Raw genomic sequence first — 22,862 nt, 5'->3', positions numbered from 1 at the left:
TATTTACCCATGCTACAGCTGACCACTTACCGCAACCTACAAGTGTTTTTAGTCATAATGACTGCTATAGGTATGAGCTTTGCGTTATTTTTCTTACAGCGTTATATGGGGTTCTCACCTTGCCCGCTTTGTATTTTTCAGCGTATTGGGCTGATGATAATGGGCGGTTTCGCTTTAATCGCCGCTTTGTTTCATCCAAAATCGATGGTTATCAGACTGTTACTTTGGCTTGGTAGCTTAGCTGGTATTGGCTGGGCGGCAATAGTCGCAGGGCGTCATGTTTGGCTACAGCATTTGCCAGCGGATCAAGTACCGTCATGTGGTCCGGGTTTGGATTATTGGCTCGATACCTTGCCTATGCAGCAGGTATTAAAAGAAGTGTTTGCCGGCTCTGGTGAATGCGCCTCCATTGAATGGACGTTTTTGGGCTTAAGCATCCCTGAACAATCCTTGATTTTATTTAGTATTCTTATACTGACACATTTGCTGATCTTGTGGCGTATCGTACGTCCTTCTACTCCTAAGCCTCTCGCTCGATAAATACCGAACGGCGCGCTAGTCATAGTTTTTCCCATTTTTATCACATAATTTAACGAAATCAAGCTCGCAACGCGGGCTTATTGTCGTTACTCTAGTCGTTTTCATTTTACGTGATTTTTACGCTGATTTTAGATTCAAAATAACATCAGTTGTGATTAGCAATACTGTTTAAAAACCTGCTCCATGGTAATACTATGATAAATTTTTCGCCTGTATTTTCTACCTCCTTGATTATCAAACGCTGTACAAGCCTATTATTAGCCGTGCCAGTCTGTATAGCACTGGTAAGCTGTGACAGTGCCTCTTCTTCTACAAATAAAAATACCCAAGGTGCGCCGATTAACAGCGACCAGAGTAAAGTTTTGAATAATGATGAGGCTGTTTTAGAAGAAAATAGTGCCAAAGCGTCAGTTAATGAAGACGGTCGTCAAGAAGGACAGGCACTCATTGCAGCAGCAAGCTCCAATGATAGCTCAGCACGTTCACCGATGATTTCAGCATCAAATAGCGATAGTATATTGCAAGCGACCTTGATGGGCGATTATGGTGGTGTTGTCCCCTGCCCATCTTGTGGCAGTATTAATATTACTTTAAACTTATTCGCCGACGGTTCAGTATTAAAGACCAGTGTCTTTAATCAGGCTGAAACGCCGCAACCGCCTTTAATAGAATCTGGTGTGTATCGTCAAGACAACGATGTGATTACTATTGTTTATGAGAAAAAAAATATCGAAACTTATCAGATTCAAAACAATCACTTGATTATGATGGATGAGTATAAAAACCCTGATGAAGACTATGCCCTAGCGCGTCAATAAATGCGTGAATAATGACGCCATACAACATCTTTGAGATGATATTAAATCAGAGCACTTTATAATTTCGATAACGCCTACCTACTAGGCGTTTTTTATTGGTCAACGAACCATGATTACTTTACAATGAGCGCTTGCCTGCTGTACTACAATCATTGGCTCAGCGTAAAAGAACATTGGACTAAGCCAATATTTTGCTAATCTAATATTAGCTTTGATATAGCACTATCTATCTATCTTTTATTGGCTTACATTAGATTTTCATTCCTTTTATTCAAGCTCGTACGGAACGTCTATGCATATTCATATTCTTGGTATTTGTGGTACTTTTATGGGCTCGCTGGCATTGCTGGCACGCGCGCTTGGACATACGGTGACTGGTTCAGATGCCAATATTTATCCGCCCATGTCCACCCAGCTTGAACAGGCAGGCGTCACTATCGAAGAGGGCTATTTGATAGCGCATTTGCAGCCAGCGCCGGATTTGGTAGTCGTCGGTAATGCGATGAAACGCGGCATGGATGTGATTGAATATATGCTCGATACAGGTCTGCGCTATACCTCTGGACCGCAGTTTTTATCTGAGCAAGTATTGCAATCTCGCCATGTCATTGCGGTGGCAGGTACTCATGGCAAGACCACGACGACGACCATGCTCGCGTGGATACTGCATTATGCCGGTATCGATGCAGGGTTTTTGATTGGCGGTGTGCCATTAGTCAATACTACTGATACGAATTTGCAGCAAGTTTTTGCTCATAGCAGTTATTTGGGCACAGAAAAAGACGATAGTGATAACTCAGTAAACACAGGCTATTTTGTCATTGAAGCAGATGAATATGATTCTGCATTTTTTGATAAGCGCTCAAAATTCGTGCATTATCGTCCACGTACGGCAATTTTAAACAACTTAGAATTTGATCATGCCGATATTTTTGCTGATCTAGATGCTATTCAAACCCAATTTCACCATATGGTACGTATGATTCCGAGCACCGGTAAAATCATTATGCCAGCGGCGACCATTAGCCTAGAAGATACTTTGGCAAAAGGGGTTTGGACGCCTATCTGGCGTACATCTGTTATTGACTCAACAATTTCTAGTGTTCGTAGAGAAGATAGCCCCTTAGAAAACAGCCAAGCAGAAAATAGTAGCGACTGGCAAGCTGAACTTATTAGTGCAGATGGTAGTCAATTTACTGTGAGTTTCAATGATAATAAAGAAGCAACGGCATTGGTCAATTGGTCAATGAGTGGTCTGCATAACGTCAATAATGCCCTCGTTGCCATAGCGGCAGCTTATAATATTGGGGTGAGTGTCAAAACTGCTTGCGCCGCTTTATCAGCATTTGCCGGTATCAAGCGCCGGATGGAGCTTATCGGCGATGTAAATGACATCTTAGTTTTTGATGATTTTGCTCATCACCCAACGGCGATTACTACCACTTTGGATGGTGCTAAGAAAAAGCTAGCGGATAGACGACTTTGGGCAATTATTGAGCCGCGTAGCAATACTATGAAAATGGGTATCCATCAAGATAGTCTAGCGCAGTCCGCTACCCTCGCTGACCATACATTATGGTACGAGCCTACCGGACTTGAATGGGGTCTAAAAGAAGTCATTGATAATGCCACTATCGCAAACCCAAGTATTGGCAGCCAACAGGTACTCTCTAGCGTGGATGACATTATTAAGCATATCTGTACACATGCCAAGGCAGGTGATGCGATAGTGATTATGTCTAATGGTGGCTTCGAAGGCATTCATCAGCGTTTATTAACTGCTTTAGGTAATATAGTTGCAATACTTTAAAGTCGCTACCGTATTGCTGGTGTAAATTTTTTGCAGCCTCTGTCTGCGTAGGCACAGCAAGCAAGAAAAATTTGCACCAGTAGTACGTGTTGTATCGATATTACTTTTTACCGACTATAGTTAATAGCATATAACCATTTCATTAGCGACTTTACTACTTTTGTAACACCCCGTTTACCTATTTCCCCTGCTAAATAGCAAATAACGCTTTTTCCTCACAGAGCCCATACATAGGTAACATTTTTTGCTTATTTCTCAATCTTGATAGTGTTTACAATGGATTCAACAAAATAAGTAAACCATTATAAATGAAACACACTTTGGGAGAATCAATATGAGCTTTATTTGGATGATTATCGTTGGTCTGGTTGCAGGTTTATTAGCACGTGCGATTAAGCCAGGTAGCGACCCTATGGGTTGGATTATGACCATTGTATTGGGTATCGTTGGTGCGATGCTTGGTGGTTTCGTTGCTGGATTAATCGGTATCAACGCTGATGGCGGTTTCACTGGTCTAATCTTCTCAGTAATCGGTGCGATTACCTTACTGTTCATCTACGAGATGATTATGAGTAAACGCCGCATATAATTAGGTACAGCTAAATATAGTTGAAATACTTTAAAGTCGCTACCGTATTGCTGGTGTAAATTTTTTGCAGCCTCTGTCTGCGTAGGCACAGCAAGCAAGAAAAATTTGCACCAGTAGCACGTGTTGTATCGATATTACTTTTCACCGACTATAGCTAATATATTTAAACAACTCATATATAAGATAAAGGTCTTGTGCAATCAAGGCTTTTTTTATTGTTTCAAATTCCTCTATCAATAGATTAATACTATAGTTTTCTTATGTTTATCGGTAAGGATATCTACCTTTAGCTATTGATAAGCATTACTTTTGTCTCCATTTATCTTATAATATCCAACCTATTTTTTATCTTTATCATTGAGGTGAGCCTTATGGCGTTACTCCCTATTTTAAGCTATCCCGACCCGCGACTGCGCATGATTGCAACGCCTGTCAAGGAAGTCACTGCTGAAATCAAAACCTTAATCACCGATATGATTGAGACCATGTACGATGCAGAAGGTATCGGTCTGGCTGCAAGCCAAGTTGATCATCATATTCAGCTTATTGTGATGGATTTATCAGAAGATAAAGACAGCCCAAGAGTGTTTATCAATCCAAAAGTAACGCCATTGGTGGAAGAAAAGCAGCCGTATGAAGAAGGCTGTCTGTCGGTACCAGATGTCTATGATAAGGTTGAGCGCCCAAATAAAGTGCGAATTGAAGCAATAGATCAAAATGGCAATGCTATCGATGAAGAAGTTGAAGGCTTACTGGCAGTATGTATTCAACACGAAATAGATCATCTAAATGGGGTGATTTTTGTTGATTATTTATCGCGTTTGAAACAGACGCGTGCGCGTGATAAGGTGCGTAAAGTCCTTAAAATACGTGAAAAACAAGGCGAGCAAGTTGCGGAAAAAGAGCCGCAGCCAGCAAATTCTTAATATATTTCTCTGATAAGCGGATTGTCACATAGGTTTATCATTAGATAGTTTTATCGTCTTTATTTTTTACCTCTATCAAATACCCGTTTTCATTAAAGGTTTTTACTATGATTAAAATCGACCAATATTTTGACCCTGCCGGCTGGCAGAAATTTACCAAAGCGGCTGAAGGTCGTGAAACGCCATTTTTGGTGGTTGATCTTAATCGTATTAAAATAAAATATCATGAAATGGTTGGTTTTTTTCCTAATGCTAAAATTCATTATGCGATGAAAGCAAGCCCTGCTGTCGAAGTCATCAATCTGCTTGCTGAGCTTGGTTCAAACTTTGACTGTGCGTCGATTTATGAGCTTGATCGCGTGCTTGACTGCGGCGTTGAGGCCTCACGTATCTCTTATGGCAATACCATCAAAAAGCCTGAGCATGTCAAATATGCCTTTGATAAAGGGATTGATTTGTATGCGACTGATTCAGAAGCAGATTTAAAAAACATCGCAAAACATGCGCCTGGATCAAAAATATTCGTGCGTATCTTGGTACAAGGATCAGAGACCGCTGAGTGGCCGTTGTCACGCAAGTTTGGTTGCCACCCCAATATGGCGATTGAGCTCTTGATTCAAGCGCAAGAATTGGGCTTGGTACCTTATGGCATCTCATTCCATGTGGGCAGTCAGCAAAAAGACGTTGCTGCTTGGGATGACGCTTTAGCTAAGGTCAAGTATATGTTTGACTGGATGAAGAACGAGGAAGGCATTAAGCTTCAAATGATTAATTTGGGTGGCGGCTTTCCGGCAAACTACCTGAGCGAAGTCAATCCTATTAAAGTCTATGCTGAAGAGATTAAAAGCTACTTAAGCGATGACTATAGTGCTGAAGACATGCCTGAGATTATTTTAGAGCCTGGTCGCTCGTTGGTTGGCGGTTCAGGGGTACTGGTCAGTGACGTGGTATTAATTTCTCGTAAATCGCATACTGATTTGACGCGCTGGGTCTATACCGATGTGGGTTTATTTCAAGGTTTAATCGAAACCTTGGGTGAAGCCATCAAGTACCCTGTTTATACACCAAAAATGGAAACCTCGACCAGTGCAGGTACGGTCGTATTGGCAGGACCAACTTGTGATTCAACTGATATCATGTATGAAGAAGCGGGTTATCAGCTACCAGAAGAGCTTGAGATTGGTGACAAAATATTTTGGTTAACTACGGGTGCTTATACCAACTCTTATTCCTCTATCGAGTTCAATGGCTTCCCACCGTTAGAAGTGGTCTATGTTAACTAATTTTGATAAATAATCGTTACTATAAAAAGCGCGGCATTGTGAATAACAGTGCCGCGCTTTTTCATGCTTACTTTGTTACTCATCAGATATAGTCATTTAAACCTAAGACATCCTGCATATTATATTGACCAACGGGCTGCTGAACGATCCACGTAGCAGCACGCACCGCACCAGCAGCAAAGGTCATTCTTGCCCGCGCGCGATGGGTAATCTCAACGACTTCGCCATCAGCTATAAACATCACAGTATGATCGCCAATAATTTCACCGCCGCGTATCGCATGAATACCAATAGTGCCTGCTTCGCGCGCGCCGGTTTGCCCTTCGCGGCCATAAACAACAACCTCTTTTAGATTCTGCCCACGGGCTTCTGCGACAGCTTCTGCCATCATATAGGCAGTACCTGACGGAGCATCGATTTTATGCTTATGATGTGCTTCGATGATTTCGACATCGGCGTCCGTACCAAACGCTTTAGCAGCCATACCTAGCAATTTTAATGACAGATTAACGCCTGTTGAATAATTGCCCGCGTAAACGATAGCCACTTGCTCACTCGCTTTTGCCAGCACCTGCTCTTGCTGCTCATTAAATCCTGTCGTACCGATGACCATAGCGACGTTGTGCTTAGCACAGACTTGCATGTTTTGTTCAGTAGCAGCAGGTAAGCTAAAATCAATCAATACATCAATATCATTAATAACTGCTTTTAGGTCATCAACAATCTGTACCTCTAAGCGCCCAATAGCAGCAACTTCTCCTGCATCTGCTCCGACAAGACTTGAGCCTTGACGCTCAATCGCTGCATTGAGTGCCGTTTGTGGATTGTCTTGTATCGCTTCGATAAGCATACGCCCCATACGCCCGCCTGCACCGATAACGCCGACGTTAATCATTTTTTTGTTCTCTTGCTGACTCATATAATTATCCTGAATGCTTTATTTTTAATACGCTAGTTTCTAAATTTATTAGGCTAAGTTTATTAGGCTAATTTTAGCAAATATCAGCCCATGAATGGTTTTTTATAGCACTATAGTAAGCCCAGTATAAAAACGATACAGCGGGACTGGAATGAATTTTTTGCAGCCTCTGTCTGCGCAGGCACAGCACGCCAGAAAAATTTATACCAGTGCCGCGTCAAAACATGATGTATCTACTTTATTTGGAATCAACTATAGCAAAAAGCCTGATAGTTTCACGTGAAACTATCAGGCTTTTATGAGTTATTCATTTAAGTAAAGGATATTGTTAGTCGAACAAATCACCAATCTTTTTAAAGAAAGATTTTTTATGTGGTGACTGCTGATGCTTGCTATCACCATCAAGCGTATCTTGGAACTGACGTAACAGATCTTTTTGCTCACGGGTTAAATTCACTGGCGTTTCGATGACCACACGGCAAATCAAATCACCTTTCATCGTAGTACGTACTGGCGTCACACCTCTACCACGTACTCGCAGCAACTTACCACTTTGTGTCCCTTCGGCGACTTTGATTTTGACTTTGCCGTCTAAGGTTGGGATTTCAACTTCTTTACCCAAAGCTGCATCAGTAATACTAATAGGTACATCCATATACAGATCGGCACCTTGGCGTGTAAAGACATTGTGCGGTTTAACACGTACTTCGACGTATAAATCGCCGTTTTGTACGCCAGCGCCGCCCGCTTCGCCTTCGCCTGACAAACGTACGCGATCGCCATCATCAACGCCTGCTGGGATAGAGACTTCTAGCGTGCGCGACTTATCCTTGACGCCATTACCATGACAGTCAGAACAAGGATTTTTGATTTGTTTGCCAGTACCGCCACAATGTGGGCAGGCTTGTTGAACAGCAAAGAAACCTTGCTGCATACGGACTTGACCTTGACCATGACAGGTTTGACAAGTCACGATATCAGAGGCATTTTTTGCGCCTTTACCATCACAGGTATCGCAAGGCGCAGGTGCAGTAAAGCTGATTTCTTTTTTGCAGCCGCGTACCGCTTCCTCTAAAGTCAGCTCAATCACATAACGCAGGTCTGAGCCGCGACGCGAACGTCCACCGCCGCCGCCACGTGATTGACCAAAAATATCGCCAAAGTTACCAAAAATATCGCCGAAGATATCTTGGAAGTTTCCACCACCACCACCACCGCCCATACCGTTTTCAAAAGCAGCATGACCCATACGGTCATACGCTGAGCGTTTTTCTTCGCTACTCAATACTTCATAAGCCATCGATGCTTCTTTAAATTTGTCTTCAGCATCAGGGTCGTCAGAGTTACGGTCTGGATGGTATTTCATGGCAAGCTTGCGGTAGGCTCGCTTGACCTCTTTGTTATCAGCGGTCTTACTGACACCTAGTATTTCATAAAAATCGCGCTTACTCATAGGCTCTCCTATCGTCTTCACAGTCCACCGCTTGGTTAATTTATCGTTCAATAATGCTCATCATCGCACTAAAAGTTTCACATGAAACATAGCGGAATATAGAGAACAGTGATGATAATCATATAAATCTTACCAGCGAATACAGTGGGGTGCTGCTTAGTCAAATCAATTATTAAAAGTTTGCGCTATTTATGGAGATGGCAGCGCCATTTATCAAGTTGGCGGAGGTACAAAGTGTTAATTAGACTCTTTGGTGAATATTAAAAAGAGTTGATTAAGGAATGAACAAAGGTTTTTATACCTTGATAATGCTCAGCCATGCTAGTATTTATCGCCATATTGATAGCTGTAGTCAAGTCCGTTTAAAAATAACTGCCACTCAAGGTGACGCTCTTCTATTTTGATCTGACCCTACTCAACTATTACTATTTAGACCCCTATTTACACTCATCGCCATTACGCTTGCATCAAGGTATTGATTTTATGAAAAAGCTGATTGTTTTATTGATTGTCATTGCCATTACTATCTATGCAGGCTCGCCTTATTACAGCGCCTATCAGCTTAAAAAGGCTTATGATGCTAAAGATGGTGCGACTATCGCGGCAGCTATCGACTACGAGCAAGTGCGCCCAAGTATGCAAAAACAGCTCACTGAGCAATTTGCTGTGACCATGACAAAGTATCCATTGGTCGCTGTGCTTGGTGGCGAGCCATTAAAAGAGGCAGCAAACGGTTTTATCATACAAGCAGTCGCTGGCGCCATCACACCGCAAAACATCGAAAAAGTCATCAATACCCAAGGTCAAGCCAATACGGCCACCAAAGAGCTGGCGGCAGCATGGGCAATCGCCAGCAATCAAGTAGATTTAAAAAACCTCATCCAGAATCTGATTATTCATCGCGGTGATGTCAATGCCGTGGTCAAGAATCAGATGCAGCAAATCATGGAAAAGCAAGCAGATGAGCTAGAAAAACAGGCGGTACAAGGAACGCATAGTGACAAGCCCAAACTAAGCTACTGCGGTATTAATTGCTTCACCATCAGTGGGCAAGTGAAAGGTTATCCTCTCGTCATAGAGATGGAGCGTGAAGGACTGATTGATTGGAAAATCATCGATATAATTTTGCCATAATCGACTTGCCATCATTAACTTTTGGCTGCAGCAAAAAAAAACCGCTTTAGGAACATATCTCCTAGGGCGGTTTTTTAGTCATTGTTCATTATGATATACATCACAACTATTATATAAATATCACACTATAAAAGTTTCAACGACTTACTTTACTCCCAAGAATTCTAAAAATTCAGGACTCTCAAAGCTCGCTTGAAACAGTACGCCATCTTCACGATAAATAGCAGGGGTTGCCATGACGGCTAGACCTGCAGCCTTTTCGCGATTTCCTGCCACATCATTAGTTTTACAAGTTGCAGGCGCAGGCGTCATCTTGCCCTGTAGCATTGCCTTATCAAGCGCTTTACGACGACTATCCTCATTACCTTGGCACCAGATACCGCGCATTTGCTCAGGCGACTCTTCATAAATCGGATAGCCAATCATTTTTACCGTCACGCCTTTGGCATTGAGCATCGACATCTGTTTATGTAGTCTACGGCAATACGGACAATTGACATCGGTTGCGACATAAATCACCGCTTTTTCAGCACTGGTTGCAGGATAGGTAATCAGCTGCTTAGTATCCAACGTGGTCAGGACAGATTGATTTTTAAGTTTTTCAAAGCTGCTATCAAGCCCAGTAAATTGACCTTTTTCGATGACTGATATTTCACCATCAGTGATGTACTGTGCGTCATCTGATAACAAGAACGGTACACCCTCTAAAGTCGCACCCCAAATCACGCCCGGTACTGCAGTGTAAAAGAACGGTGTTTTGGCACTCATATTTTTAAGCGCGCCCATATTTGCCAGTATGTCAGATTTGATACTGGCACTGACCGGCTTACCTATTTGTGCACTTGTGCTACGCGCTGGCGTTTTGGTCACTACCCGCTTGCTTGGATTCTTTTGCAGCTCGCCTTGAATGACATATTTGCCATCTTCAGTGATATGTAACGGCAACTGTTCCGCCAAATTGACTTGATACATATTGGGTAATTTTGAGGGTACAATCGAGGTTATCTGCGTTTTGATACCTGCTTGAGTAAGCAATTGGCGCAAACGGCTATCAACAGACTTGCTGACCGTGCCAATAGCTTGCGTATTCTGGCTAGTTTGGGCGCTTTGGCTAACCTTTTGGCTGACTGCTTTATTGGTCATATCGGCAGTGTTCGGCTGCGCGCAAGCAGTGGTTGCTACCAACATAACACCACTCAAACTTGCTAATTTTAATACAGGGAGTTTCACAGAGACCGTCCTATCTGGTTTTTAATAACGATAGTTATTTAATAAAAAATCTTTAACAAGGAAACTTTAAATAACTATATTATGTAAAAATATAGATTAAAAAAGATAGGCTGACTGTAGCACAAGGAGGTTTTTTTCAAAGTCTTAAAGACTTAATTTTGCAAAACTGCTACTGAGCTTTAAGAGATAGGCAACACAGGCAGCCTCTAATGCTATAGTTGAAATACTTTAAAGTCGCTACCGTATTGCTGGTGTAAATTTTTTGCAGCCTCTGTCTGCGTAGGCACAGCAAGCAAGAAAAATTTGCACCAGTAGTACGTGTTGTATCGATATTACTTTTCACCGACTATAACTGACAGAAACAAGTGAGAGGCATCATTCACAGAAATAGCAGACCGCAAAAAGCAGCACACTGTTGAGTGGCTGCTGATTTGGGAATAAAACTTTCAATGTGCTATTTGCAATTTAATAGACTATAACCCTAGAATTTTACCACTTCTTCTGGCGTTAAGAAACGACTGTCGCCTTTCTCTAGCCCGTCTAAAGTAATATGACCGACACTGGCACGATGCAGCTCAACCACTCTATTACCAAAATAACCCATCATACGTTTTACTTGATGATATTTACCTTGCTCCAAGGTTAAACGCGCATGAGTTTCATCGATGAACTCGAGGGTTGCAGGCTTGGTTTCTTCGTGGTCACCTTCTAACAAAATCCCTTCTGCCACTTCTTTGATAGCATTGGCTTGAGCGTCACTATCCATAGCATCTGCTAACGTCAACTCGTAGACTTTGGCATGTTCGTGCTTCGGGCTAGTTACACGATGTAGCCAGCCGCCATCATCACTGATGAGCAATGCGCCAGTCGTATCAACATCAAGACGCCCAGCAATACGTAAACTACCAAGCTCTGGCACCGCAATAAGGTCAGTGACGATTGGGTATTCTTTAGCTTTTAAGGTACATTCAAAGCCTTCAGGTTTATGAAGCAAGATATAGCGATTGCCAGTCGCGACCGATAATGGCTCGCCTGCCCACTGTACATCGTCATTGACGATATCGACATGTACGCCGGGATCTTTGATGACCTGCTCGTTTACTGTGACTTCACCAGCGTGCAGAATTTTTTTTGATTCTTTACGCGACAGTTCAGTGGCTTTACTCAGAAATTTATCTAGACGCATACGATTGCCTACCATCCGTTTTGGGATACTCACTCTCAATCAAAGACCAACGATGCATGCACTCGCACGTCTGTTGTTGGCTATCTTCAATGGTTAGAAGTGGTACTATAATAAAAAATGAAAAATGAAAAATGAAAAATGAAATTTACACTGCGCCAAATACGGACAACAGTGAAAGTTAGACAAGTTTACCATATCCAACCTAGACCTGATGAAATATGAGCTATCAAACGCTAAAACATGCCATCACTGCACGCTTAGAAATCAAAAAATCTGTCTTTATTGCCTATGCTTATCCCGTGACCTCACGTGAGCAAGCAATGTTTCACGTGGAACAGCTGCGTAAACAATACGCTGATGCCCGCCACCACTGTTGGGCATATATTATTGGTGATCCTAATAACACCACTAGTGCAGGTTTTGATGATGATGGCGAACCCAATGGCACCGCAGGAAGACCGATATTAAATGTCTTGCAGCACAAATCTATCGGCAATGTCATTATCATCGTCGTCCGTTATTTTGGTGGCATCAAACTCGGTGCTGGTGGCCTAACTCGCGCCTATGCAGGCTCGGCGCAAGCAGCGGTCGATGAAATGACATTAAGTCCTTATATACCCATGGTACAAGCACAGATATTGGCAGAATTTGCCACCGAAGCCCAGTGCCGTTACATTGTCGAGAGTTTAGGCGGCAGCATCGATGATGTCGATTATAGTAAACAAGTGATATTGACTGTGACGCTCGCTGAGGCAAATGTCGACCGTTTAAAAGAACGCCTGGCCATGGATGGACGCGTCTTAGAGTCACCATAAGAAATGAGTGTTTATAAAGGCTATAGTCGGTGAAAAGTAATATCGATACAACACGTACTACTGGTGCAAATTTTTCTTGCTTGCTGTGCCTACGCAGACAGAGGCTGCAAAAAATTTACACCAGCAATACGGTAGCGACTTTAAAGTATTTCAACTATTTTTTTCTTAATTGTTTTGAGTAACCATGCGTTCACTGAAAACCATTGGTTTTGACAACGAGCGTGGGTATGATAAAGCACTAATTTTTAACCATGATTTTTTAACAACGATTCTTTAACAAACATAAAATAAGACTAATATATGCCAACCTCAAAGCTGACAAAGCCATTCTCACCAGCGCCTTTTAAGCCGCCATTTTGGCTGACCAATCCTCATCTACAAAGCATTTTACCTAAGTTTTTTGCACCCAAAACGCCCAATTATAGGCGTGTTATCAAGCAAGATTCACTTGCCGAAACAGATATCGCTTATGACTTTTATGATGCCTATCCTGTCCAACATGCAGAAAACGGTGCGCTTGAGCAAACGCCATTAATCGTGCTGTTTCATGGAATGGAAGGCAGCAGCGACAGTCACTATGCCCGCGCGTTAGCGTATCAAATACATGCGCAAGGGTGGCATTTTGTTGTCGCTCACTTTCGCAGTTGTGGCGGTATCCCCGCTAATGGCAAAGTGTTTTATAACGCTGGTGACACTAGCGAAGTGCATCATATGTTAGAGAATTTGCGCGAGAATTACGCGCATATTTATGGGGTTGGCGTGTCACTTGGCGGTAATGCGTTGGCAAAGTATATGGGTGAATATGATGATGAGGCGCTATGCGATGGCGCCGCAGTGATTTCCGCGCCGGTTGATATGTCATCGGCTGCCATTACGATGCACAGCTTTTTGAGCCATCGTATCTATACACCCTATTTGCTCAACCCTATTATCAAAAAAGCCTTGGCGAATGAAATTACTGCAGATGAGATTGCTGCTATCAAAGCGGTAAAGCGTATTAGCGATTTTGATAATATCTTCACTGCGCCGCGTCATGGCTATCGCTCCAAAAACGATTACTATCACTCGTCTTCTGCCCTGCCATATTTACGGAATGTCACACGCCCGCTATTACTCATTAGCGCCAAAGACGATCCCTTTATTGGCTTTACTGCCACGCCCAATGATGTCTCAGATAGTGTCACTATTTTAGATACGGCACACGGTGGTCATATCGGCTATTTGCGCTATCGTGCAGACAGGAGCAATGTAAAAACTCCAAGTAAAAAATCAAAATTTGATATCAACTGGATACCCGAAACCGTGAGCGCCTACTTTAACCATATTGGTGTGCCGTCTAATAAAACCAAATAACTTATAAACCAAATAACATCAGTTTATCTTTAAACATTCTGAGGCTGCTTTATGTATCCATTTATCCGTTACGCCAGTACCATTGTTCATGCCGTGCGTAGCGGACTTGGCAGCCAACTGCTCAAGCAGCTCTTCACAACTAAGTAACCTTATAGCTACTATTTCCTAACAATACATTATATAAATACATATAGTAAATGTTAGGATGGTAGTGGGTTTTATGCTCAACTAAATATTGTCTAATTAAAATAGTTTAATAAGGAAAATAATATGGTTAATAATACGGATTATGTCGGCACGCTGTTTGATAATAGTGAATCAAACCTAAGTAAGATTACCTTAGCCTTTACCATGGCGGGCGTAGCGCTTAAAAAAGGTCATTCTGCATCGGTCATATTGATGGTAGACGCGGTATATTTGGCATTGCCGAACGCGTTAGATAACGTCAATATTGGTGCGCCATTTGAACCGGCTGGCGAATTGCTAGAAGCTTTTATCGAAAAAGGGGGTCAAGTATTGGTCTGCGGCGCCTGTATGAAACACAATGGCGTAGAAGAATCAGCCATCGATAAGCGCTTCACCGTCATCAGTGGTGATGACGTGGTTGAGCTGCTGATGAATGCAAAAGGGTCATTTCAGTTGAACTAAGTATTTAAGCTAAACAATTAGTTTAGAAAAATGGGTCGGTTTTCTTAATTATCTTTTTGATAGTTTATGGAACTGGCCCATTTTCTGTGTAATTAATCTACGTTTGTTTATTATGTAGAAACTATGTGATATAAAGTAGTTTACAGAATACTTTACCAAATACGGATAGTGTATTTCACATGAGCACCCCTACAAGAATTATAACCTCAAAAGATATTGAAACTGGTAAGCATATATCTCCAGCTCAAAGACTCAGAATTATGAACGCTGATGAGTGGGAGGAGTTCATCGAAGAATGGACAGATAGCTTAAAAAAAGAATACTTTAAAGTTGAAAGACTTGGTGGTGCAGGTGATAAAGGTCGGGATATTGTAGCTCAATTAGAAAACGCAGAGATATGGGATAACTATCAGTGTAAACATTATGGTCATTCCTTACGACCTAGTGATATATGGACTGAAATAGGTAAGCTTGTTTATTACACTGCTATAGGAGATTTTACTTGTCCTAGAAAGTATTTTTTTATTGCACCTTTAGGTGTTGGGACATCGTTATCAGACTTACTAAAAAACCCAAGAAAACTTGTTCAAGGTCTTCGAGAGAATTGGGACAAATATTGCAAAGATAAAATAACACAGAACTGTCTAATTAAATTAAGCGATATGGAGCCACAACTAGAAAAAATCGACTTTTCAATTTTTGGTTACGTTACACCTCTTACTATCATTGAACAACACAGAAAAACTCCCCATTTTATAACTCGTTTTGGTGGTGGTCTACCTAAACGAGAAATTCCTCCTGAACCTCCTATAAAATCAACTTCTGAAGAGAGCGAATATTTAAAAAAAATTCTTCAAGCATACAGTGATTTTAATAAACAAGATATATCTACTATAGATGACGTTACAGACATTGATCTTACCGAACATTACAAAGATTCTAGAATACAGTTTTACAGTGCAGAAGCTTTAAAACGATTCTCCAGAGATGCACTACCAGAAAATGAATTCAAGTTGCTACAACAAGAATTTTTAAATGGAATAAAAGATGAAATACGAAACCCTGTACATGCTAACGGATATCTTAGATTGCTTGAAGTAGTAAAAGTAGCTCGTGCTCTTCAAATAACTTCACATGCTTTAATTGACTGCTTAATGGTTAATGACAGGGGTGGCATCTGTCATCAGTTAGCAAATGACAATGAATCAATAGCATGGGCGAAAAATGGATAACATATCATTGAATAAAAATCCTTTTAATAGTGAAGTTGAGTTGGGCTTAAGAGCTTTAGTTATCTTAGTATCTTCATACCCTAAATCGTACAAACTACATGATCTCGTAGTTTTAGACTACTTTTTAGTGCACTCAAAAGATTTATCTAATGACTCTGAAGAAAGTCTACATCCTCCAGTCCCTTTTAGAAGTGGGGAACTACTTATTAAACGAAACAACTTAGAAAAAGGTTTACACTTATACATGCATAAAGGATTAGTGGAGCTAAATTTATCTGACCAAGGCTTCGAGTACAGTGCTAGTGAGAGTTCGAGGTATTTTTTAGATTTGTTAAGTAATAATTACACCATGAGCCTTACGAAAAAAGCAGATTGGTTGAGCGAAAATTTAAAAAAATTCACAGAGAATGAGCTTAATCAAATAATTGATCAAAATCTTAAAAGCTGGCATTTTGATACTTTCAGTGAGACAAACCTCATTAAGGGTAATAGCGATGACTAATTTTGGCTTTAAAATCTTAAGCCTATCGCTAGAGGGTGAAGGCTTACGACCTGCTGTTGTTAATTTTACTGATGGTTTGAACGTAATTACTGGTGCATCAAATACTGGAAAGTCTTTCATTTTAAACTGTATTGACTATATGTTTGGTGCTGGTGAAATCCCTAAGAGCATCCCAGAAGCGGAATTATATGAATCTGTTCATTTAACTATAAAAACTAATGGTGACAACAAAAAGTATTATCTTAAGAGAGCTTTGCATAAATTTGGTGTTGTCACAGTGAGTACGAGTGATGACACCTTTATACTACAACCTAAACTAGACTCTAAAAGTAACAAGGATAATATTTCACTATTTCTTTTAAGATTGACTGGGTTAGTAAATAAGAAAGTAAGAACGAATAAAAAAAATTCAACAGATAATCTAAGTTTTAGAGACCTTGCTCATCTTTGTTTGATACATGAAGAAAAAATTATTACCGAAAAATCTCCTCTATTTACTTCTCGTAAAACAGCAGAAACTAAGGCAAAGTCTGTTTTTTCACTACTGTTAACAAATATCGATGATTCAGAACTAATACCAATTGAAGATGACAAACTTGACCCCTGCTGTCAAATCCGTACAGTTAAACTTGGGAGATTTTAATTACGCAGCATGACGATAAAAGTCAAACCACACCTGTCTTGGCGATTTATAGCCCAAGCCCTTTTGAATCCTAGTCTGATTGTAATACAGCTCGATATATCTAATGATATCGGTAATGGCTGTAAACCTTGTTTTATAGTCTTGATGATATACCAGCTCATTCTTTAATGTGCCCCAGAAGCTTTCTATGGGTGCGTTGTCATAACAATTACCTTTGCCACTCATTGAGCCTTTAAAATGATGCTGCTTGATAATATTATGGTACGCATGGCTACAATACTGGCTGCCTCTATCGGAATGCACAGTCAGCCCTTGGCTTGGCCCTTTATTCTTAATTGCCATATTAAGTGCACGGCAAACCAAATCAGCAGTCATGCGCTTATTGATGGCATATCCAACAAGCTCTTTGGTGTATAAGTCCTTAACCCCCGCTAAATACAACCAGCCCTCAAGCGTCCAAATATAGGTGATGTCACTGACCCACGCTTGGTTAGGGCGACTGGCATCAAACTTCTGATCCAGTACGTTTGGATAGACCAGCTTGTTGTGATTGGAGTCGGTGGTGACTTTAAAGCGTTTGTGGCGACGGCATTTGATGCCATGTTCTTCTTTGATGCTTCTAACCATATATTGGCTGATATCGTGCCCTTGCGCACTTAGGTGGGCATGCAGTCGATCTACGCCATAGCACTGCTTGGTCTCAGTATGAGCGACTTTAACCAGTAGTTCACACTGATTGCGATGTATCTGTTGGTCGCTGAGATCACGACTTAGCCAGTCGTAATAGCTTGATGGCTTAACACTTAGCACGCGGCACATAGTGGTGATGCTAAAGAAGTGCTGGTTATCTTTGATAAAGGCGTACCTCACTAACTGTGCCTTGCAAAGTACGCCGTCGCCTTTTTTAGGATCTCTCGTTCCTCCTCGGCAACTTTAAGCTGTCGTTTGAGGCGTTTGTTTTCTTCGATCACTGCTATGAGTTCAGGATCATATTGAGCTGTTCCCTCAAGTTTGCCTTGATTGGCTTTATTGTGCCAATTAGATAAGGTCTGCATGGCGATACCAAGCTGCTTTGCAGTCGCTGAAATATTCCCATCGTTGTCCGCTATCTTCTTGACGGCTTCTGCTTTGAATTCTGCACTATAGGTTCTGATTTTCTTGGTCATGGTAAACTCCTGTTGTTGTGCTTAGTTTACCAAGTTTACTTGTACGGTTTCTTCAGCATAGCTCAACTATCTAAAGCTAAGCAAACTGCTAAAATTGAATTGTTAGAAGATATAATTCAAAATTTTTCTAGCGGAAAAGATTTTCCTAACCTATTAGAATTAAAAGAGCAAATTAATAGGTTGGAATCATTTTATAAAAGTCTTGAAGACCAAACTGTACCTTTAAAGATCAAAATCACTTTACAGGAAAAAGAGCGTCAAAAACTGTGGAAAAACACTCAGTACCTAAGTAGCACGCTACATACTAAAAAAGTACTCTTAGAAAGGTTTGAGGTTTTAGGAAAGAAGTATAAATCTGATTTAGAGAGATTAAACTCTACAATTGAAGCAAACACTCAATTAGACGGCTTACCATCTACTAATTGCTTCTTCTGTGAATCACTACCTGAACATCAAAAAAAAACAGCTGTTGAACAATATGATTTTAACATCATAGAACGTTCCTGCTTATACGAAATTAAGAGTATAGAAGTCTTAAAAAAGGAATTAAATCTCACGATGAATGAGGTTCAAGAAGTTCTTTATCAATTAAATTCTTCATTAGATAAACAGGAATTAGAATTAGAATCAATTGAGAGTAAAATTGAAGGTAATTTAAAACCTAAAATCAATAAAATAGTCAGTGATATGAAATCGACGCAAGATACAATTTTTGAAAAAAAAGACACTCTTAAAGACATTGAAAGACTTAATTATCTAAATAATAAAGTAGTAGACATACAAAACTTAGTTGTTACTAAGACCGAACCTAGCTATCAAAACGATGTATTGATAAATAACAAAATAGAAGATTTGTGTAAAGAAATTGAATATAGACTGATTGAGTGGGGTTTGTTCGATAATACTCGCATCACATTTAACTATGACTCAAAAATCTGGGACTATATTATCTCTGGTCACGAGCGTAAAACCTATGGTAAGGGGGTTAGAGCATTGACATATACAGCCTTTTCACTTGCTCTTCTAAAATACTGTATTAAAAAACATTTACCACACCCAGGGTTGGTAATAGTTGACTCGCCCCTAGTTGTATTCAAAGAACCTGAGCCTGACATAGAAGGCAAAGAAAAAAATATAAAATATAATTTCTTTAATGATATTTTATTAGAATTTAAAAATGAACAAGTTATAATTTTCGAAAATGAAGATGTGCCTGAAAATCTAAAATCAAGCATGCATATTATTGAGTTTACTAAAAATCAGAACACCGGTCGCTATGGCTTTATTCCAGTAATCTAGCTTTTTCATAACTTAGCTACAACTTCGTAGTCAAACATTTTAACTACAAAATCGTAGTCAAAACTCATTCCTATATTCAGCAACTAAACAAACACTATCCAACACGCTCTTTATCCTGTTCTGTTAAAGTAAGTCATGCAAACCTCCTCATAAAATAACAAGGACGCCGGTCATGACCTTACTTAACACTCTCAATTTAACCTACCCTATCGTTCAAGCACCGATGGCAGGAGCAACCACACCTGAGCTGGCAGCGACGGTCAGTAATTTTGGTGGATTAGGGTCATTGGGGGCTGGCATGACGGCGCCAGACGTTTTAAACAGTGAAATCAACACTATTAAATCGCTCACCGATCGCCCTTTTATGATCAATCTGATGGTTTTATCAGAGCACGAATCTAGTGCTTTGGACAGCGAAATACCTACTTGGCTAAGCGAGTATTATCAAGAGAAAAACATCGAAGTTACTCTACCGAAGCACCCAGCGCTAAGCTTTGCAGAGCAGCTACAAGTGCTCTATGACAATCCCGTTCCTGTCGCCAGTTTTACCTTTGGCATTATCAGCGCTGAGCAGGTACAGCGTTTGCAGAGTCTAGGCACACGGGTCGTCGGTACTGCCAATCATCCATTAGAAGCAAAAGCATGGGCAGATATTGGCGCAGATGCGGTGTGTGTACAAGGTTTAGAAGCTGGTGGGCATCGCGGTGGTTGGTTGCCGCAAAGTGAAAACGATCCATTGGGATTATTGACGCTGATAAGTCAAACGCGTGCCTGCACCGATATTCCTTTGATTGCTGCGGGCGGCATTATGACAAGACAAGCTATCAAGGCAGTACAAACAGCTGGTGCTGAGCTTGCGCAACTCGGTACAGCATTTTTGACCACCGATCAGTGCGGTATCAATGATATCTATAAACAAGCGCTACTCGATGCCAGTCAAGATAAACGCAGCTCTGAGACGCGCTTAACCAGATTATTCTCAGGGAAACAGGCTCGCGGTTTATTAAATGATTATCTGCGTGACTTTGCAAAATTTGAGAGCGCTCATAAGCTGCCACCTTACCCACAGTTAAATGCGATGACCAAATTTTTGCGTGCCCATGCAACCAAAAACCTCGATGCCGAACATCAATCTTTATGGGCAGGACAAGGCGTCGCTTTGGTCAGACAAGAGCGCACGGTTGAACTGCTAGAGCGACTGGTAAGAGAGAGTTAGTTTGATCGACGTAGGCTGATTTTTAACCCAGCCTACAATAGCTCATACCCAATAAATATTAGGCGCGGTGGTACAGCCGACGACTGTAAAACTTAACAGAGCGGCAAGTCCTAGGCGTTTTAATAGCATCGAAATATCCTATTCTATGTGTGTTGTTAATTTCATGTATCGTAGCAAAACTAACCACCTTTAGTTGGGTATTTTCCAGAATATCCTTATTTTTAGAAACGAAATAACGGTTCTTAAAATATAACGAACCTTACTATTGGTAATAACGATTTTATTCACTCATCAGCATGCGATATCATATAGTCGGTGAAAAGTAATATCGATACAACACGTACTACTGGTGCAAATTTTTCTTGCTTGCTGTGCCTACGCAGACAGAGGCTGCAAAAAATTTACACCAGCAATACGGTAGCGACTTTAAAGTATTTCAACTATAGTCAGTAATGACGCCTCATAACGCTATTCACCATCGTTCATTGAGCGTAACTATCACCATGCAGGACAACTCAACATTATGACAAACTTCCCTATCATCAGAATACGCGCGCGGCGCAAGTACTACCGTCTTATCTTTACCGGTCTGATGGCGCTGATGATGTCACTCATTATCTCATCCGCTCTGCTATTGGTAAAAGTAGGGTTCGTTGACGGCTTCTTTGGGGAATTAATGCATTCGTGGGGACTAGCCTTTGTCTTTGCTTGGCCAAGTGCTTATGTTTGTGCCTACTTTGTGCAAGAGCACGTGCTTAGTCGGATTGAGTTTTATTAAAAATATCTACTGCCATAAGTACATAACAATGCTCCTTAACCAAACAAGTACTGATAACTGACAGGCAGAGTTGTTACTGTTGATGACTGTAAATCAATTCGCTTATTAGATACACATCTAAAAACTAAATAAAGGATTTATCATGCGTAGCGCAACTTATGACCATTTTGGCAAACCAACTGAAGTACTCAGCATCGGTGATCGCCCTACTCCAGAACCCAAAGCCAATCAAGTCCGCGTCAAAACCATCTTAGCTTCCATTCACAATCATGACTTGCTGACCATTCGCGGTAAATATGGCTTTAAACCCGAAATGCCTGCCATCGGTGGTAGTGAAGCGGTTGGTATCATCGATGCGGTAGGCAGCGACGTCAAAGAATTAAAAGTGGGTCAACGTGTCGCAGCAGCCAGTGTGCAAGCGACTTGGGCAGAGTATTTCGTGGCTGTGGAAGACATGGTATTCCCGATGCCCGACAGCTTAGACGATGAGATGGCAGCACAATTGATTGCGATGCCACTAAGCGCTTTGATGTTGCTTGAGTTCCTAGATTTACAAGCTGGTCAATGGGTTATCCAGAACGCCGCCAATGGCGCAGTCGGTAAGTCACTCGCTATGCTAGCAGCAGCGCGCGGCGTAAAAACCATTAACGTGGTACGCAGTAGCGATGCGGTAGCAGAGCTAGAAGCTATTGGGGTCGAAAACAATATCAATACCGAAGAAGATGATTGGAAAGACCAAGTAAAATCCATCCTTGGCGATGACAAAATCAGCGCAGCAGTTGACTCTGTTGGTGGCGAAGACAGTGGTGCTTTATTATCACTACTCGGTCATGGCGGAACATTTGCAGTGTTTGGCGCGATGTCAGGTAAGCCGATGATGCTCAATCCTACGGATATGATTTTTAAACAAGCGACCTTAAAAGGCTTTTGGGGCAGTAAGCTTAGCCAAGAAATGAGCGTTGAGAATAAGCAACGCTTGGTTGATGAGCTGATTGAGCGCGCGGTAAATGGTCAGTTAAAACTACCGACTGAAGCGACTTTTGATTTGTCGGATATTTTAAAAGCGGTTGATGGGAAAATGCAGTCAGAAAAGAACGGTAAAGTGCTGTTAAAACCTTAAGGTTCATTTTATATAGTCGGTGAAAACTAATATCGATACAACACGTACTACTGGTGCAAATTTTTCTTGCTTGCTGTGCCTACGCAGACAGAGGCTGCAAAAAATTTACACCAGCAATACGGTAGCGACTTTAAAGTATTTCAACTATATCTTAAGGTTTCGAGCATTTTTCTCTACTCGCAAATAAATATCTTTATAAAGA

22 protein-coding genes are annotated in these 22,862 nt (G+C 41.1%); 17 read left to right on the top strand and 5 right to left on the bottom strand.

The annotated features are described in order from the left end of the window. Window positions 1–9: 9 nt before the first annotated feature. The 6 genes from PSYC_RS00180 to PSYC_RS00155 all read left to right on the top strand — a co-directional run bounded on the left by PSYC_RS00180 (window position 10) and on the right by PSYC_RS00155 (window position 5,966). Window positions 10–540: a disulfide bond formation protein B gene (locus PSYC_RS00180; RefSeq protein WP_011279347.1), complete on the top strand. Its 531-nt coding sequence runs from the start codon at window positions 10–12 to the stop codon at window positions 538–540. Between the two features lie 194 nt (window positions 541–734). Continuing rightward, on the top strand, window positions 735–1,358 hold the full coding sequence (locus PSYC_RS00175; RefSeq protein WP_011279346.1) for a copper resistance protein NlpE N-terminal domain-containing protein: 624 nt from the start codon (window positions 735–737) through the stop codon (window positions 1,356–1,358). 292 nt (window positions 1,359–1,650) lie between these two features. Beyond that, window positions 1,651–3,168, top strand: coding sequence for a UDP-N-acetylmuramate:L-alanyl-gamma-D-glutamyl-meso-diaminopimelate ligase (gene mpl / locus PSYC_RS00170; protein WP_011279345.1), 1,518 nt, complete (start codon window positions 1,651–1,653; stop codon window positions 3,166–3,168). Between the two features lie 334 nt (window positions 3,169–3,502). Next, window positions 3,503–3,757: a GlsB/YeaQ/YmgE family stress response membrane protein gene (locus PSYC_RS00165; RefSeq protein ID WP_011279344.1), complete on the top strand. Its 255-nt coding sequence runs from the start codon at window positions 3,503–3,505 to the stop codon at window positions 3,755–3,757. A gap of 371 nt (window positions 3,758–4,128) precedes the next feature. Continuing rightward, window positions 4,129–4,683: a peptide deformylase gene (def, locus tag PSYC_RS00160; RefSeq protein WP_011279343.1), complete on the top strand. Its 555-nt coding sequence runs from the start codon at window positions 4,129–4,131 to the stop codon at window positions 4,681–4,683. A 107-nt stretch (window positions 4,684–4,790) separates the two neighbouring features. Further along, complete coding sequence (locus PSYC_RS00155) at window positions 4,791–5,966, top strand: type III PLP-dependent enzyme (RefSeq protein ID WP_011279342.1); 1,176 nt, start codon at window positions 4,791–4,793, stop codon at window positions 5,964–5,966. A gap of 82 nt (window positions 5,967–6,048) precedes the next feature. Here PSYC_RS00155 and dapB read toward each other — a convergent pair whose 3' ends face one another. Continuing rightward, window positions 6,049–6,885, bottom strand: a complete 837-nt coding sequence (gene dapB, locus PSYC_RS00150; RefSeq protein WP_011279341.1) for a 4-hydroxy-tetrahydrodipicolinate reductase — start codon at window positions 6,883–6,885, stop codon at window positions 6,049–6,051. A 328-nt stretch (window positions 6,886–7,213) separates the two neighbouring features. Further along, window positions 7,214–8,338, bottom strand: a complete 1,125-nt coding sequence (gene dnaJ, locus PSYC_RS00145; protein ID WP_011279340.1) for a molecular chaperone DnaJ — start codon at window positions 8,336–8,338, stop codon at window positions 7,214–7,216. 483 nt (window positions 8,339–8,821) lie between these two features. On the opposite strand from dnaJ, the gene PSYC_RS00140 reads away from it, so the two are divergent. Continuing rightward, window positions 8,822–9,472 carry a DUF2939 domain-containing protein gene (locus PSYC_RS00140; protein WP_011279339.1) on the top strand — a complete coding sequence of 217 codons (651 nt, stop codon included), beginning with the start codon at window positions 8,822–8,824 and terminating at the stop codon, window positions 9,470–9,472. Between the two features lie 144 nt (window positions 9,473–9,616). Here PSYC_RS00140 and PSYC_RS00135 read toward each other — a convergent pair whose 3' ends face one another. Together PSYC_RS00135 and PSYC_RS00130 are read right to left on the bottom strand one after the other, a co-directional pair. Next, on the bottom strand, window positions 9,617–10,702 hold the full coding sequence (locus PSYC_RS00135) for a thioredoxin fold domain-containing protein (RefSeq protein WP_011279338.1): 1,086 nt from the start codon (window positions 10,700–10,702) through the stop codon (window positions 9,617–9,619). A 481-nt stretch (window positions 10,703–11,183) separates the two neighbouring features. Next, window positions 11,184–11,888 carry a pseudouridine synthase gene (locus PSYC_RS00130; protein ID WP_041757393.1) on the bottom strand — a complete coding sequence of 235 codons (705 nt, stop codon included), beginning with the start codon at window positions 11,886–11,888 and terminating at the stop codon, window positions 11,184–11,186. Between the two features lie 218 nt (window positions 11,889–12,106). Here PSYC_RS00130 and PSYC_RS00125 point away from each other — a divergent pair, with 218 nt between their 5' ends. From PSYC_RS00125 to PSYC_RS00100, 6 genes are all read left to right on the top strand, one after another. Continuing rightward, a complete protein-coding gene (locus PSYC_RS00125; protein ID WP_011279336.1) occupies window positions 12,107–12,703 on the top strand; it encodes a YigZ family protein in 597 nt (198 codons plus the stop codon). Between the two features lie 300 nt (window positions 12,704–13,003). Beyond that, window positions 13,004–14,056 (top strand): YheT family hydrolase, encoded by a 1,053-nt coding sequence (locus PSYC_RS00120; RefSeq protein ID WP_011279335.1) that lies wholly within the window; start codon window positions 13,004–13,006, stop codon window positions 14,054–14,056. 270 nt (window positions 14,057–14,326) lie between these two features. Beyond that, window positions 14,327–14,704: a DsrE family protein gene (locus PSYC_RS00115; RefSeq protein WP_011279334.1), complete on the top strand. Its 378-nt coding sequence runs from the start codon at window positions 14,327–14,329 to the stop codon at window positions 14,702–14,704. Between the two features lie 179 nt (window positions 14,705–14,883). Further along, window positions 14,884–15,936, top strand: coding sequence for an ABC-three component system protein (locus PSYC_RS00110; protein WP_011279333.1), 1,053 nt, complete (start codon window positions 14,884–14,886; stop codon window positions 15,934–15,936). Next, window positions 15,929–16,438 carry an ABC-three component system middle component 2 gene (locus PSYC_RS00105; protein WP_011279332.1) on the top strand — a complete coding sequence of 170 codons (510 nt, stop codon included), beginning with the start codon at window positions 15,929–15,931 and terminating at the stop codon, window positions 16,436–16,438. The genes PSYC_RS00110 and PSYC_RS00105 overlap by 8 nt, the downstream gene beginning before the upstream one ends. Further along, window positions 16,431–17,081 carry an ATP-binding protein gene (locus tag PSYC_RS00100; protein WP_011279331.1) on the top strand — a complete coding sequence of 217 codons (651 nt, stop codon included), beginning with the start codon at window positions 16,431–16,433 and terminating at the stop codon, window positions 17,079–17,081. The genes PSYC_RS00105 and PSYC_RS00100 overlap by 8 nt, the downstream gene beginning before the upstream one ends. Here PSYC_RS00100 and PSYC_RS00095 read toward each other — a convergent pair. Further along, a protein-coding gene (locus tag PSYC_RS00095; protein ID WP_148201634.1) for an IS3-like element ISPar1 family transposase occupies window positions 17,082–18,247 on the bottom strand; the annotation gives its coding sequence in 2 pieces (ribosomal slippage) (window positions 17,082–17,989 and window positions 17,989–18,247; 1,167 coding nt in all). Between the two features lie 39 nt (window positions 18,248–18,286). On the opposite strand from PSYC_RS00095, the gene PSYC_RS00085 reads away from it, so the two are divergent. From PSYC_RS00085 to PSYC_RS00070, 4 genes are all read left to right on the top strand, one after another. Continuing rightward, on the top strand, window positions 18,287–19,546 hold the full coding sequence (locus PSYC_RS00085) for a hypothetical protein (RefSeq protein WP_148201633.1): 1,260 nt from the start codon (window positions 18,287–18,289) through the stop codon (window positions 19,544–19,546). Window positions 19,547–19,718: 172 nt separating this feature from the next. After that, complete coding sequence (locus tag PSYC_RS00080) at window positions 19,719–20,762, top strand: NAD(P)H-dependent flavin oxidoreductase (protein ID WP_011279327.1); 1,044 nt, start codon at window positions 19,719–19,721, stop codon at window positions 20,760–20,762. 523 nt (window positions 20,763–21,285) lie between these two features. Then, window positions 21,286–21,540, top strand: a complete 255-nt coding sequence (locus tag PSYC_RS00075; protein ID WP_011279326.1) for a DUF2798 domain-containing protein — start codon at window positions 21,286–21,288, stop codon at window positions 21,538–21,540. A 142-nt stretch (window positions 21,541–21,682) separates the two neighbouring features. Next, window positions 21,683–22,660 (top strand): zinc-binding dehydrogenase, encoded by a 978-nt coding sequence (locus PSYC_RS00070; RefSeq protein WP_011279325.1) that lies wholly within the window; start codon window positions 21,683–21,685, stop codon window positions 22,658–22,660. Window positions 22,661–22,862: the final 202 nt, after the last annotated feature.

Source organism: Psychrobacter arcticus 273-4 (assembly GCF_000012305.1).
Lineage (GTDB): Bacteria > Pseudomonadota > Gammaproteobacteria > Pseudomonadales > Moraxellaceae > Psychrobacter > Psychrobacter arcticus.
Note: the sequence above shows the minus strand (reverse complement) of the source record. Positions and strands in the feature narration are given on the sequence as shown.